We start from the raw sequence: 13088 nt of genomic DNA, 5'->3' as shown, positions 1-13088 counted from the left end.
GCGCACTGTGCACTTCAACGCGAAAAGCCGTGCTGGTATGTCAGCGCGGCTTTTTTATTTGCGCCACGAAAAAGCCATCAAACAGTTCGGTGGGGAGAATGCGCCGAGCGTGCCGCAGCGCTTCGGGAAAGGTCTTGCCCTGCCATGTGGTCAGGCCGGGCTGCCAGTTGTCAAACGGCAGCTCGATGGGCGCAAGCTCTGCCTCCGGATGTTTCTTGAGCAGATAGGCCACGGTGCGTTCGTTTTCCTCGGGCGCGAAGGAGCAGGTGGCGTAAGTCAGCACACCGCCCGGCTTGAGCGCCCGCCATGCAGACAGAATCAGTCCCCGCTGCTTGCGGCTCTGCTCCTTGATCTTGCGCGGCGACCAGTGGGCGAAGCTGTCGGCATCCAGCGCACTGATGCGTCCTTCCGACGAGCAAGGGGCATCCAGCAGCACGCGGTCGAAACGCTCCGGCACCTTGTGGCCGATGCTGCGCCCGTCCGCCAGAAAGGTGCGGCAGTTGGTGACCCCCATACGTTTCAGGTTGTCCTGCAGGCGAAAGTAGCGCGGCTTGATCGCCTCCACCGCCGCCAGATAGCCCGTGTTGTCCATCATCGCCGCCAGCTGCGTAGTCTTGGATCCAGGCGCGGCGGCCAGATCCAGCACCTCTTCGCCCGGTTGCGCGCCCACCAGCTGCCCCACCCACTGCGAGCTGGGATTCTGAATGTAGATCTCGCCCGTTTCCGCCTCCGGCCGGTGTGAAAGCGCGCTTTTTTGCCCCGCAGGCACCCAGAAACCGCCTTGCAGGCCCTCCAGCGGCTGCACAGCGAGGCCGGCATTTTTCAGCTTTTCAAAAAGTCGGGGACCCCCCTCTGCCCTGAGGGGGTTGATGCGTGCGCCGACGGCCTTTTCCGTATGCAACGCCTGCCATACGGCATCCCACCGCTGCGGTGGCACAATGGCGCGCAGCCGCTCGACAAATTCGGCGGGCAGTTGCGTCATTTCACCAGCGCGTCAAGGATGGCGCCGTGGCGCGCCTGCTGGCGCTCGGTGCGCAGGCGGTTGGCCTTGAAGATGGTGTGCAGCTCCTCAAAGGCCACATCGAAGTCGTCATTGATGACCAGATAGTCGAACTCTGGATAGTGGCGCATCTCGTCCTTCGCCTCACTCAGGCGGCGGGCAATCACCTCCGGCGCGTCAGTACCACGGCCGATAAGGCGGCGTTCCAGTTCCTCTAACGAAGGCGGCACGATAAAGATGGACTGGGTGCCTGGTATCTTTTCGCGCACCTGCTGGGCGCCCTGCCAATCGATCTCCAGAATCACGTCGAACCCCTGCTCCAGCAGGCGCGCCACCTGGCTCTGCTGGGTGCCATAGTAGTTGCCGAACACCTCGGCCCACTCGAGAAAGTCGCCCTGTGCCACCTCCTGCTTGAACGTCTCCACATCGGTAAAGTGGTAGTTGACCCCATCCACCTCACCTGGCCGCGGCGGACGGGTGGTGGTGGACACCGACACCTTGATCAATGGATCGGAATCGGTCAGTCGCTTCACCAGCGACGTCTTGCCCGCGCCGGACGGCGCAGAGATCACATACAGTTGTCCCAGGCTCATTGTTGTCTCCTTGTGTTCGGGCCGCGCCCTATGGCAATCTTTGTATTTTGGCACATGCGCTTGCATTTCGCCTGCCTGCCCCCGTGCATAGGTTGAAGTCAGGGAAGTTCTGAGCAAGCTGCCCAAAAACCTGCGTCTGACGGTCGTTATTACCAGCGAAGACCACGAAGCCCGCGTCGAGGGGCTGTTGTAGGACGATACGGCGCAGCGCAGCGTTTCCCTGTTCAAGCTGCCGGCCGCCGAGGTGCTGCTGGCCATGGCCAAGAAGCATGAGCTGGGACAACTGCTGGCGCACCTGCACAGTGTGGGCATCACCAGTGAAGTGCTGAAAAAACATGGCGTTCGCCGCGCTCTATGTAGAGCCTGACGCCGCGGAAGAAGAAATCTGGATCGCCTTTTCCCGGCTCCCGCAGGTGCGGCAACACCTGGAAAGGCAGTTCGGCAAAGGGCGTCAGCTGCGCACCGTGTGGGCCCTGCCCAACCGCCGCGAAATCGCCAACTGGATGGTGCTGGCGTAAATTTAATCCTGCTGACACAAACAGCCAGTAGAATAGCCTTAAAAAAATTGAGGGCGACTCTGCGTGCATCCCATTGCGCTTCAATTTCTCAAACTGCTCAAGGACGCGTTTCGCGACCTGCTGCCCATTATTCTGGTGATCGCCTTTTTCCAGCTGGCGGTGCTGCAGCAGCCGTTGCCCAACTTTTTCCAGCTGCTCATTGGCACCGCGCTGGTGATGGTCGGGCTGGCGTTTTTTGTGCTCGGACTGGAGCTGGGGCTGTTCCCACTGGGGGAAAACATGGCCTACGCCTTTGCCCGCAAGGGTTCTGTGTTCTGGCTGATGGTCTTTGCCTTTGCCCTGGGGTTTGGCACCACGGTGGCCGAACCGGCGCTGATCGCCGTGGCCAACGAAGCCGCCAAGGTGGCTGCCACGGGCGGCGTCATCGAAAGGGATGACAATGCCATGAACGCCTATGCCACCGGCTTGCGCTACACCGTGGCCTTTTCCGTGGGATTCGCGCTGGTGCTTGGGGTATGGCGCATTCTCAAGGGCTGGCCCATCCACTGGTTTATCATCGGCGGCTACATTCTTGTGGTCATCATGACTGTCTTCGCCCCGCAGAGCATCATCGGCATCGCCTATGACTCCGGCGGGGTCACCACCTCCACCATTACCGTGCCGCTGGTCACCGCACTGGGCGTGGGGCTGGCCACCTCCATCAAGGGGCGCAATCCCATGATCGACGGCTTCGGGCTCATCGCCTTTGCCAGTCTGACCCCGATGATCTTTGTCATGCTCTACGGAATCCTGCTATGAACCTGCTTATCGACCTGTGGGATACCCTGCTGGCCACCCTCAAGGATGTTATCCCCATCGTGGCCGTGCTGCTGGGCTTTCAGCTGCTGGTGCTGCGCCAGCCGATCCCCAGCCTGAAAAAAGTGCTCGCCGGGCTTGTGTTTGTGCTGCTGGGACTAACCCTCTTTCTGGTGGGACTGGAGCAGGCGCTGTTCCCGCTGGGGCGCCTGATGGCGCAGCAGCTCACCGACCCTGCCTTTCTGGCCGGGGGGGAAGCGCTGGTGCGTAGCCTCACCTGGCAGGACTATCTGTGGGTGTATCTGTTCGCCTTCGCCATCGGCTTTTCCACCACCGTGGCCGAGCCGTCGCTGCTGGCGGTCGCCATCAAGGCGGAGGAGGTGTCCGGCGGCGCCATCAGCGTGTGGGGGCTGCGCATCGCCGTCGCCATCGGCGTCGCCATCGGCATTGCCCTGGGCACCTGGCGCATCGTCACCGGCTATCCCATTCAGTGGTTCATCATCAGCGGCTATGTACTGGTGGTGATCCAGACCGCGTTTGCGCCGCGCATGATCGTGCCGCTGGCCTACGACTCCGGCGGCGTCACCACATCCACCGTCACCGTGCCGCTGGTGGCCGCGCTGGGGCTGGGACTGGCGGAGACCGTGCCAGGCCGCAGCCCGCTGATCGACGGCTTCGGACTCATCGCCTTCGCCAGCCTGTTCCCGATGATGACGGTCATGGGCTATGCCCAGCTGGCGGAATGGCGCGCCAAACGACAGACTTCAGGAGGAGGCTCATCATGAAATTCAAACTGCTTATCGCCATCGTGGACGACACGGTGACCGCCCGCATTATCGATGCGGCACGCGAGGCCGGCGCCACCGGCGCCACCACCATCAAATCGGCCACCGGAGAGGGCCTGCAGACAGCGAAAACCTTCTTCGGCCTGCAACTGGAAGCCCAACGGGATGTCGTGCTGTTCGTAGTGGAAGCTCACCTGGCACGCACCATTCTGGAAACCATCGCCAGGGCTGGCGAATTCTGTGACAAGGCCGGCCGCGGCATCGTCATGCAGATGGACGTGGAAGACATTATCGGCATCGAGCAACAGGCGCGGGCAATTATCGAGCAGGTAGAGGAGGATCTGTAATGCATCACCACATTCCGGTAAAAACCGTAATGAAAACCCATTTCGATCTGGTGGATCGGCTCACCACCGTGGCGCAGGCGCTGCAGGAGATGGCCCACGAAGACACCAAGACGCTGATCGTGGACAAGCGCGACGAACACGATGAATACGGCATGGTCACCATGCGCGACATCGCCACCAAGGTGCTCGCCGCCAACCGCGCACCCGAACGGGTCAATGTCTATGAAATCATGACCAAGCCGGTCATCACCGTGCATCAGGACATGGACATCCGCTATTGCGCACGCCTGTTCGAGCGCTTCGGCCTCAGCCGCGCCCCTGTGCTCAATGACAGCCGCGAGATCATCGGCCTGGTCAGCCTCACCGATCTGGTGCTCAAGGGCCTCAAGGCGCACCTGCAGTCGTCAAGCTGACAGTAGACCGCAAAACCCCATCGCTCGGCGCAATCCGCAAGCGGGCCGGCTCTGCTGCACGCAGGTGCATCCGCTTGCGGTAGGGTCTGGATGGACTTTTCCCGGGCGTGCGCAGCGCCAATCAGTAAAATAGCTTCCATGCACACGCCAAGCCTGTTTCTCGTGGGGCCCATGGGGGCCGGAAAGTCCACCGTCGGCCGCCTGCTGGCCGAACGGCTGGGTTTTGAGTTTTACGACTCCGACCACGAGATCGAGGCGCGCACCGGCGCCACCATTCCCATGATTTTCGACATCGAGGGCGAGCAGGGCTTTCGCAAGCGCGAAGCACAGGTCATCGACGAGCTCACGCAGCTGCCCAATATCGTGCTCGCCACCGGCGGCGGCGCCGTGCTGCGACCCGAAAACCGCAAGCACCTGCGCAGCCGCGGCTTTGTTATCTATCTGCACTCGGACGTGGACAACCTGTTCAACCGCGTGCGCCACGACACCCGCCGACCGCTGCTGCAGAACGAAGACCCCAAGGGCACACTCGCCGCCATTCTCAGGGAACGCGAGCCCCTTTATCTGGAAGTGGCGGATTTGGTGGTCAGGACCGAAGATGTGCCCGCCAATCAGGTGATGCGCAAGATCCTCAACGAACTCAAGGAACAGAACATCCTGCCATGAAAACCCTAACCGTTGATCTCGGAGACCGCAGTTATCCCATTCACATCGGCCAGGGGCTGCTGAACCAGCCCGAGCTGGTGCGCCCCCACGTGCGCGGCACGCAGGTGATGATCGTCACCAACACCACCGTGGCACCGCTCTATCTGGACAAGGCCCGGGCACTGTTCGACGGCTTCGAGGTGGCGGACGTGGTGCTGCCCGACGGCGAGCAGTACAAGAATCTGGACACCCTCAAGCTGATTTTCGATGCCCTGATTGAAAAGCGCTTCGACCGCAAGTGCACGCTGGTCGCGCTGGGCGGCGGGGTCATCGGCGACATCACCGGCTTTGCCGCAGCCAGCTACCAGCGCGGCGTCAACTTCATCCAGATCCCCACCACCCTGCTGGCGCAGGTGGACTCTTCCGTGGGCGGCAAGACAGGCGTCAACCACCCAAGGGGCAAGAACATGATCGGTGCCTTCCACCAGCCGCAGGCGGTGATCATCGACACCGACACCCTCGACACGCTGGAAGACCGCCAGCTCTCCGCCGGCCTAGCCGAAGTTATCAAATATGGCCTGATCCGCGACGCGGAATTTTTCGACTATCTGGAAGACCACCTGCTCCACCTGTTGGCGCGCGACAAAGATCAGCTGGCCTACGCCATCGAACGCTCCTGCTGGAACAAGGCGGAAGTGGTCGCCGCCGACGAACGGGAAGCCGGCCAGCGCGCCCTGCTCAATCTGGGCCACACCTTTGGCCATGCCATCGAGGCCGGCATGGGTTACGGCAACTGGCTGCACGGCGAAGCCATCGCCGCCGGCATGATGCAGGCAGGCTACATGTCCAAGCTGATGGGCGACCTGACCGACGACGACCTGCGTCGCATGGCCGACGCCTTTACCACCGCGCGCCTGCCCATCTACCCGCCGGATGACATGTCACCCGAGCGCTTCCTCGAACTGATGGCCGGCGACAAGAAGGTGCAGGCCGGCACCATTCGTCTGGTGCTGCTGAAAGCCATCGGCAAGGCCTATGTCACCGGCGACTACCCGCAGGAACTGCTGCTGCGCACCCTGCAAGAGTGGCGCAAGCCCGCCTGAGAGGGGGTCCCCGACTTTTTCACGGGCGCATTTTTTGCAGCGGCGCAGCAGCCCGCCCAGAGCTGCCTCCAGCGCCCCAAACTCAATAAAAAACGATTTCTGCGCTGCGGGAGCGCCACAATAACCAGGTGGCCGCGCTGCGCCACGGGCGCCACGGCTCCGCCAGCCCCTTGAGCGCCCGGCGGTCGAACGACTGCGCAAACTCGGCCTCCGCCGCCCGCACCAGCCCGATATCATCCACCGGCCACACATCGCAGCGCTGCAGGTGGAAGATCAGAAACATTTCTGCGGTCCAGCGACCAATGCCTTTTACTTCGGTCAGCCGGCGAATCAGCTCGGCATCCGTCATCTGCCCCCACATCTCGCGCTGCAGCGCGCCACTACGCCACTTCTCCACCAGATCCTTCAGATAGGTCACCTTCTGCCGCGACAGACCCAGCTGGCGTAATGCTTCCGTATTCGCAGCAGCGATAAACCCCGGCACATCGTCGCCTGCGGCGGTCTGGAGGCGGGCCCAGATGGCATCGGCCGCACGGGTGGATATCTGCTGCCCAGCAATGGCACGCATCAGCGTCAGCAGCGCATCGCCATGGGCCCGTGGCGGCGAGTCGGGAAAGCGCGCCGCCAGCGTGGCCAGCTGTTGAGAGGCCGCGCACAACGCCGCCAGCGCCTGCGGCCAGGCGTCCACCAGATTGCATTCGCACGGATTCGGGGGCATGCTATACCTTGAAAACAGGGGAGCGAGTTATGAAACGCACACTTATTGTAGCCAGCTTCAGTGCCGCCGCTCTGCTCAGCGGCTGCTCCACCACACCGGACAGCAGCGACGTCTATACGCAGGAGAGCGTCGGGCAGGTGATGTCGGTGGAAACCGGCACCGTCATCGGACTGCGCGCGGTCAAGATCCGCCTGACCGAAAGCGAAGGCGTGGGCACCGCATCCGGTGCGGTCATTGGCGGCGTGGTGGGCAGCGGTGTCAGCGACAACCGCCGTGCAGCGGCGGTGGGGGCCGTGGTCGGCGCCGTGGTCGGCGGCACGCTGGGCAAGATGGCGGAACGCCAGGCGGCCACCACACCGGGCTGGGAAATTACCTACCGCGATGCGCAGGGGCGCACCCACATTGTGGTGCAGCCCATGAAGGGTCTGGAAAACCTGCGCGTGGGCGAGCGCATCCGCATCGTGCACACGCCCGATGGTGTGCGTATCAGCCCGCTCTGAGCTCAGTTGGCGAATACCACGGTCTTGTTGCCGTGGATGAGGACACGATCCTCCAGGTGATAGCGCAACCCGCGCGCCAGCACGGTCTTTTCCACATCGCGACCAAGGCGGCGCATGTCCTCGATGGTGTGCCCATGGTTGACGCGGATCACGTCCTGCTCAATGATCGGGCCTGCATCAAGCACTTCGGTGACATAGTGGCAGGTGGCGCCGATCAGCTTCACGCCGCGCTCGTAGGCCTGATGGTAGGGGCGTGCACCGGCAAAGCTGGGCAGAAAGCTGTGATGAATGTTGATCACCTGTCCGGCGTAGGCGGAACAGATCTCCGGCGGCAGAATCTGCATGTAGCGCGCCAGCACCACCACATCCACCTGATAGTGTTCCACCAGACGGAAGGCCTCGGCAAACGCCTGCGGCTTGTTGTCCGCGGTCACCGGCACGTGATGAAACGGCACACCGTACCAGTCCGCCTGTTCGCGCAGCAGGTCGTGATTGGAAATCACGCACACGATCTCGCCGGGCAGATCGCCCTCGTGCCAGCGGTGCAGCAGATCCGCCATGCAGTGGGACTCCTTCGACACAAACAGGGCGATGCGCTTGGGCTTGGCGGAATCGGTGATCTGCCAGCGCATGTCAAACTGCTGCGCGATTGGCGCGAAGCCGTCGCGAAACGTTTCCAGCCCGCCCGGCACGCTGCTGGCGAGGATTTCATGGCGCATGAAAAACCAGCCGTTGACCGTATCGGTGTGGTGATTTGCCTCCACAATGGTGGCACCCATGCCGGCGATATAGTTGGCCACGGCAGCCACAATACCCACCCGGTCAGGGCAGGCGATGGTGAGTCGGTAAACCGGTTGCATGCTCAATTCCTTTTGCAAACTGTTCGGCATTGTAGCAAACCGCCGCGCCGGGGCCGTGCTCGCCGTCACGTCACGGCATTTGCCAGCGCGGCTGGGTAGAATAGGCGCTTTAGCATTCCAAGGACGCAACCCATGAAAGTCGTCTCGTTCAACGTCAATTCCATCCGTCAGCGCATGCACCAGCTGGAAGCGGTGCGCGAGCGCATCGGCCCGCACATCATGGGCCTGCAGGAAACCAAGGTGCCCGACCCCGACTTCCCCGTCAAGGACGTGGAGGCGCTGGGCTACCACGCCGTCTTTCACGGGCAGAAAACCCACTATGGCGTTGCCCTGCTCACTACACCGGATTACAGGGTGGTCACGGCACACACAGGCTTTCCAGGCAACGATGAAGACGCCCAGCGTCGCGTGATCATCGCAGACGTGGAAACCCCCTTCGGCGAGACGATCCGCGTCATCAACGGCTATTTCCCGCAGGGAGAAAACCGCGACCATCCGGTGAAATTTCCCGCCAAGGAGAAGTTCTACCACGACCTGCTCGACTACCTGCGCAACGAATGCGACCCGGCTCAGCCACTGATCGTGATGGGCGACTTCAATATCGCCCCCGACGACAAGGACATCGGCATCGGCGAGGACAATGCCAAGCGCTGGCTGCGCCAGGGCAAGACCTCCTTCCTGCCCGAGGAGCGAGAATGGTTCCAGCAGCTGATCGACTGGGGCCTGTTCGATACCTTCCGCACCGCGCACCCCGACGCGGACGACTGCTTTTCGTGGTTCGACTACCGCTCCCGCGGCTTCGAGCGCGAGCCCAAGCGCGGCCTGCGCATCGACCACATTCTGGCCACCGCACCGCTGAACGCCCGCGTGGAAGACGCCGGCATCGACTACACCATCCGCGGCATGACCAAGCCCTCGGACCATGCCCCCATCTGGACCACCTTCAAGGATCCCGCATGAGCAACGCAACCCTTTCCGCCACCATCGAAGCGATCAACTGGCTCAGCGATGACATCGCGCAGCTCTGGCTCGCCCCGCAAAAGCCATTCAGCTGGCACGCCGGCGACTATCTGGAAATGGCACCCGAACCGGATGGCAACACGCGCCCCTTCTCCATCGCCAATGCGCCCAATGCCGCCGGTCGCATCGAGCTGCACATCCGCCATAGCGGAGACGAGTGGTACAACGCGCTGTTCATGCACAAGGTGGGCGATACGGTCTATCTGGCACCGGCGTCGAAACAGCAGTACCCCATGCCCGCAGGCGACCGCCCGCTGCTGTTCGTGGCGGGCGGCAACGGTTTTGCCCCCTTCAAGGCACTGATCGAGCAGCTGCTGCAGGACGGCTTTGCACAGCCCATCACCCTTTACTGGGGCGCGCGCCGCCAGCAGGATCTGTATCAGGACGAAGTGATCCGCGCCTGGGCACGGAATACACCGACGCTCACCTATGTTCCGGTGCTGTCGGAAGAGGACTGGGCGGGACGCACCGGGCTGGTGGCCGATGCGGTGCTGGAGGATCATCCCGACCTGAGCGGCTTCGAGATCTACGTATGCGGGCCGTGGCCCATGGTGCAGGACGCCAGGGCGCGCTTTGCCGAGCACGGCGCGGAGCGCATCCATTAAGCAGGCGACTGCCGCCTGCGTCCCATTGCTGCGCGCAAGCGTGATTCAAGCCTTTTGCGGTATTGCGCACGCTCTGACGTTGCACCCGCGCCAATAAAAAAGGGGCCGAAGCCCCTTCTCTCCTCCCTCCTACATGGGGTCGGGAATGTCGCGCCACGGTTTGGCGAACTTGACCGTATGGTAGCGCCAGCAGCGCATGCTGGGCGAATAGTGCGTCATGCCCGCTTTGGCCATCAGATGCTGCAGGAACTGCACCTTGTCCGGCAGCTGCTCCCACACGCTGGGCAGGAAGGTGGCACGGTGCACGCCATCGTCGATGATCAGCCCGTCTTCAAACGGCTTCAACTGCGCCAGCAGCGCTTGCGGCGAGCTGCAGTCGGTCATGGGCTCCGGCGGCGTCAGCACGGAAATCTCCACATCCAGATCCGCTGTCTCCTCCGGCGTCAGCGGCGGAAAGCGCGGGTCGCGAAACGCCGCATTGAAAGCGTTTTCCGCCACGTCTTCCACCAGCGGCCGATAGGCCTGCAGGCTGCCGATACAGCCGCGCAGACTGCTGCGCCGGTTGAGGGTGACAAAGGCCGCGCCGTCTTCCATCAGCACCGGATCGTCCACGCGCACATTGCGCAGCGGCTGGCCGGTGTGAAAACCGTGGTTGATGCTGGCCTTGGCCACCTGCAGGAGCAGTTCCTGCTGTTCAGGGGTAAAGCGTGTTGTCATGCGTTAACCTCTTGCTCATTTCTGCACTTACTGCGTTGTTGCGTCCCAGATGGCCCAGGCACCGTAGCCCACCACCTGATCTTTTGGCCCCGCAGTATCGCCGGAGTTCACCAGCGCCAGCCGCGCCATCTCCAGCGGATGGCGCTCGGCCACCTGCAGCAACCCCTGGATGCCCTTGAAGCCGCAGGCGCGTTCGCCCGTCAGCTGGTCCCAGCGGCCGCTTTCAATCAGATGCGCCGTCTGCGCGTCGATGAGACAAGCCTCTTCATAAGGGTGGTAATGGCTCAGATCCGAGCTGATCACAAAATAGACGCCCGGCTTGTTCCACAGATACTCGAACAGCGCCCCCTCCTCTTCGGCGCTGATCTGCCCGTTGAGCAGCGGCACCACCTTCGCCTGCGGCACGGTTTTCTGAATAAAGGGCAGCTCCACTTCCAGACTGTGTTCGGGCGCATGCGCCTCATCCAGATAGCCGACGAAGTCGAAGCGCTGCACCAGCTCGTCGCGCAACGCGGTGTCCACCGGCACCGTGCCCAGCGGGGTAGCCAGGGCATCAGCACTGACCGTGGCGATGCCGTAGAAGGGCACGCGGTGCGCCGGCCCCACAACCACTACCGTTTCGATCTGGTCGGCACCCTTCCACAGGCTGAAGGCGCGTGCCGCCGCCTCGCCGGAATAGACATACCCGGCATGGGGCACGATCAGCGCGCGTGGCGGATCTTCCCGCGGCACCGGCGGGCGCTCACTGAGCCACTGCTCCAGCATGACATCAAGCTCGGCCGCATCAGCGGGATAGAACATGCCGGCCACCGCGGGCGGTCTGATACGTAATCCTTCCATAACTCCCCTCCTTGTTTTATGGAATATTGACTATATATAGATGAATGCGTGATTTCCAAGAGGGGCATCATGAGCAGCCCGTTCAACCTGTCTGCACGGCGATTTGTGGCGGTGCCAATTGTTGGCGTCAGCAGAGGGGCCAGCGTGGCAGCTGTTTGAGCGCAGCCAGTTCTGCCGCGCCCACTGCAAGCTTTACAGCAACTTGACGCCAAAACCATGAGCGTGCAAACAGGTTGAACGGGGCGAGACAGGTGAGAGGATGCCGCTGCCGGTTATTTGACAAGCCATTTCAAAAGGGGGACCCATGACCAAGGAACGCATTGATACCAACGACCCGCACGTCATTCCCGTGGGCTACTGGCACTGGGAGGGGGATCTGATCCAGTGTGATCTGTGCCCGCGCGAATGCAAGCTGCACGAGGGACAACGCGGCTTCTGCTTTATCCGCATGCGCCAGGATGACCAGCTGTGGCTCACCAGCTATGGCCGCTCCAGCGGCTTTGTGATCGACCCCATCGAGAAAAAACCACTCAACCACTTTCTGCCGGGCACGCCGGTGCTCTCGTTCGGCACTGCCGGCTGCAATCTGGCGTGCAAATACTGCCAGAACTGGGACATGTCCAAGGCGCGCGACATGGATCGCCTCATGGACGAAGCCATGCCCCAAGACCTGGCCGATGCCGCGCTGCGTACCGGCTGCCGCGCCGTAGCCTATACCTACAATGACCCGGTCATCTTCTTTGAATACGCCATCGATACCGCCAGGGCGTGTCGCGAAAAGGGCATCAAGAATGTGGCGGTGACGGCCGGTTACATCAACCCGGAGCCGCGGCAGGAATTCTTCAAGCACATGGATGCGGCCAATATCGACCTGAAGGGCTTCAGCGAGGACTTCTACCGCAAGCTCACCGGCGGCCATCTGCAGCCGGTGCTGGATACCATTGAATACGCGGTGAAGGAGACCGATTGCTGGGTCGAGCTCACCACGCTGCTGATTCCGGGGCACAACGACAGCCCGGAAGAGCTGGAAAAGATGAGCCAGTGGATCATCGACCACTGCGGGCCGGATACGCCGCTGCACTTTACCGCGTTCCATCCGGACTTCCGCATGCTGGATGTGCCGCCCACGCCGCCGCACAAGCTGGAGGAAGCACGCAAAATTGCCATGGAACACGGGCTCAATTATGTCTATACCGGCAATGTGCTCGATCCTGCCGGGCAGACCACCTACTGCCCGCAGTGCAAGCAGCCGGTCATCGGCCGCGTCGGCTACGACATCACCCTGTGGCAACTCAAAGATGGCTGCTGCTGCGCCCACTGCGGCGCTGAAATCGCCGGCGTGTTCGAGGAGCAGCCGGGGGACTGGGGCAGCCGGCGCCTGCCCATCCGTCTGCACGCCTGAACGGAATCGCGTGTTCAAGCCCGGGTGTGCGGCGCTCAACCGACCTCAAGCGGCTCTTATGGCCGCTTTTTTTTTTTGCGCTTTTTACTCGCCCGCATCATTTTAGTTTTTGCTTATTTTGCTCGTATTTCACCTTTTTCTAATTTAGTGAAAAAGCGAAATTAACCAGCATAAAGACGACTTATAAGTAATTGCAATAACAACAAAAGACGATATAAGAATATTCC

General features: G+C 62.0%; 18 protein-coding genes. 12 read left to right on the top strand and 6 right to left on the bottom strand.

The window, feature by feature from the left end:
• Window positions 1-40: 40 nt before the first annotated feature.
• Both BUQ81_RS00215 and gmk read right to left on the bottom strand, forming a co-directional pair.
• Window positions 41-982: an RsmB/NOP family class I SAM-dependent RNA methyltransferase gene (locus BUQ81_RS00215; protein ID WP_074200395.1), complete on the bottom strand. Its 942-nt coding sequence runs from the start codon at window positions 980-982 to the stop codon at window positions 41-43.
• A complete protein-coding gene (gmk, locus tag BUQ81_RS00210; protein ID WP_074200394.1) occupies window positions 979-1593 on the bottom strand; it encodes a guanylate kinase in 615 nt (204 codons plus the stop codon). The genes BUQ81_RS00215 and gmk overlap by 4 nt, the downstream gene beginning before the upstream one ends.
• A gap of 256 nt (window positions 1594-1849) precedes the next feature.
• On the opposite strand from gmk, the gene BUQ81_RS08960 reads away from it, so the two are divergent.
• From BUQ81_RS08960 to aroB, 8 genes are all read left to right on the top strand, one after another.
• Window positions 1850-1960, top strand: coding sequence for a hypothetical protein (locus tag BUQ81_RS08960; RefSeq protein ID WP_407702699.1), 111 nt, complete (start codon window positions 1850-1852; stop codon window positions 1958-1960).
• Window positions 1929-2111 carry a hypothetical protein gene (locus tag BUQ81_RS00200; protein WP_074200392.1) on the top strand — a complete coding sequence of 61 codons (183 nt, stop codon included), beginning with the start codon at window positions 1929-1931 and terminating at the stop codon, window positions 2109-2111. The genes BUQ81_RS08960 and BUQ81_RS00200 overlap by 32 nt, the downstream gene beginning before the upstream one ends.
• Before the next feature lie 63 nt (window positions 2112-2174).
• On the top strand, window positions 2175-2909 hold the full coding sequence (locus tag BUQ81_RS00195) for a DUF1538 domain-containing protein (RefSeq protein WP_084188150.1): 735 nt from the start codon (window positions 2175-2177) through the stop codon (window positions 2907-2909).
• Entirely contained in the window at window positions 2906-3691 is a 786-nt protein-coding gene (locus tag BUQ81_RS00190) for a DUF1538 domain-containing protein (RefSeq protein WP_074200391.1), read from the top strand. Before BUQ81_RS00195 ends, BUQ81_RS00190 begins: the two co-directional genes overlap by 4 nt.
• Entirely contained in the window at window positions 3688-4038 is a 351-nt protein-coding gene (locus tag BUQ81_RS00185) for a P-II family nitrogen regulator (RefSeq protein WP_074200390.1), read from the top strand. The genes BUQ81_RS00190 and BUQ81_RS00185 overlap by 4 nt, the downstream gene beginning before the upstream one ends.
• Entirely contained in the window at window positions 4038-4451 is a 414-nt protein-coding gene (locus tag BUQ81_RS00180) for a CBS domain-containing protein (protein ID WP_074200389.1), read from the top strand. Before BUQ81_RS00185 ends, BUQ81_RS00180 begins: the two co-directional genes overlap by 1 nt.
• A gap of 138 nt (window positions 4452-4589) precedes the next feature.
• Window positions 4590-5117: a shikimate kinase AroK gene (gene aroK / locus BUQ81_RS00175; protein ID WP_074200388.1), complete on the top strand. Its 528-nt coding sequence runs from the start codon at window positions 4590-4592 to the stop codon at window positions 5115-5117.
• Window positions 5114-6199, top strand: coding sequence for a 3-dehydroquinate synthase (aroB, locus tag BUQ81_RS00170; protein WP_074200387.1), 1086 nt, complete (start codon window positions 5114-5116; stop codon window positions 6197-6199). The genes aroK and aroB overlap by 4 nt, the downstream gene beginning before the upstream one ends.
• Before the next feature lie 82 nt (window positions 6200-6281).
• Here the strand turns inward: aroB and BUQ81_RS00165 are convergent, their stop codons facing one another.
• A complete protein-coding gene (locus tag BUQ81_RS00165; RefSeq protein WP_084188149.1) occupies window positions 6282-6917 on the bottom strand; it encodes a DNA-3-methyladenine glycosylase family protein in 636 nt (211 codons plus the stop codon).
• 29 nt (window positions 6918-6946) lie between these two features.
• Between BUQ81_RS00165 and BUQ81_RS00160 the strand changes: the two genes are divergently transcribed.
• Window positions 6947-7417, top strand: a complete 471-nt coding sequence (locus tag BUQ81_RS00160; RefSeq protein WP_074200386.1) for an outer membrane lipoprotein — start codon at window positions 6947-6949, stop codon at window positions 7415-7417.
• Between the two features lie 2 nt (window positions 7418-7419).
• Here BUQ81_RS00160 and purU read toward each other — a convergent pair whose 3' ends face one another.
• Entirely contained in the window at window positions 7420-8277 is an 858-nt protein-coding gene (gene purU / locus BUQ81_RS00155; protein WP_074200385.1) for a formyltetrahydrofolate deformylase, read from the bottom strand.
• 132 nt (window positions 8278-8409) lie between these two features.
• On the opposite strand from purU, the gene xthA reads away from it, so the two are divergent.
• The gene (gene xthA, locus BUQ81_RS00150) at window positions 8410-9237 is read left to right on the top strand and encodes an exodeoxyribonuclease III (RefSeq protein ID WP_074200384.1); all 828 of its coding nucleotides are present in this window, start codon (window positions 8410-8412) and stop codon (window positions 9235-9237) included.
• Window positions 9234-9902, top strand: a complete 669-nt coding sequence (locus BUQ81_RS00145) for an NAD(P)H-flavin reductase (protein WP_074200383.1) — start codon at window positions 9234-9236, stop codon at window positions 9900-9902. The genes xthA and BUQ81_RS00145 overlap by 4 nt, the downstream gene beginning before the upstream one ends.
• Before the next feature lie 129 nt (window positions 9903-10031).
• Here the strand turns inward: BUQ81_RS00145 and amrA are convergent, their stop codons facing one another.
• Complete coding sequence (amrA, locus tag BUQ81_RS08755) at window positions 10032-10619, bottom strand: AmmeMemoRadiSam system protein A (protein ID WP_074200382.1); 588 nt, start codon at window positions 10617-10619, stop codon at window positions 10032-10034.
• A gap of 27 nt (window positions 10620-10646) precedes the next feature.
• On the bottom strand, window positions 10647-11459 hold the full coding sequence (amrB, locus tag BUQ81_RS08750) for an AmmeMemoRadiSam system protein B (protein WP_074200381.1): 813 nt from the start codon (window positions 11457-11459) through the stop codon (window positions 10647-10649).
• Between the two features lie 304 nt (window positions 11460-11763).
• Between amrB and amrS the strand changes: the two genes are divergently transcribed.
• Entirely contained in the window at window positions 11764-12861 is a 1098-nt protein-coding gene (gene amrS / locus BUQ81_RS00130; RefSeq protein ID WP_074200380.1) for an AmmeMemoRadiSam system radical SAM enzyme, read from the top strand.
• Window positions 12862-13088: the final 227 nt, after the last annotated feature.

The organism is Sulfurivirga caldicuralii (assembly GCF_900141795.1).
In the GTDB taxonomy this organism is placed as follows: domain Bacteria; phylum Pseudomonadota; class Gammaproteobacteria; order Thiomicrospirales; family Thiomicrospiraceae; genus Sulfurivirga; species Sulfurivirga caldicuralii.
The sequence above is the reverse complement of the archived record's forward strand: the minus strand, read 5'-3'. Positions and strand labels throughout refer to the sequence as shown.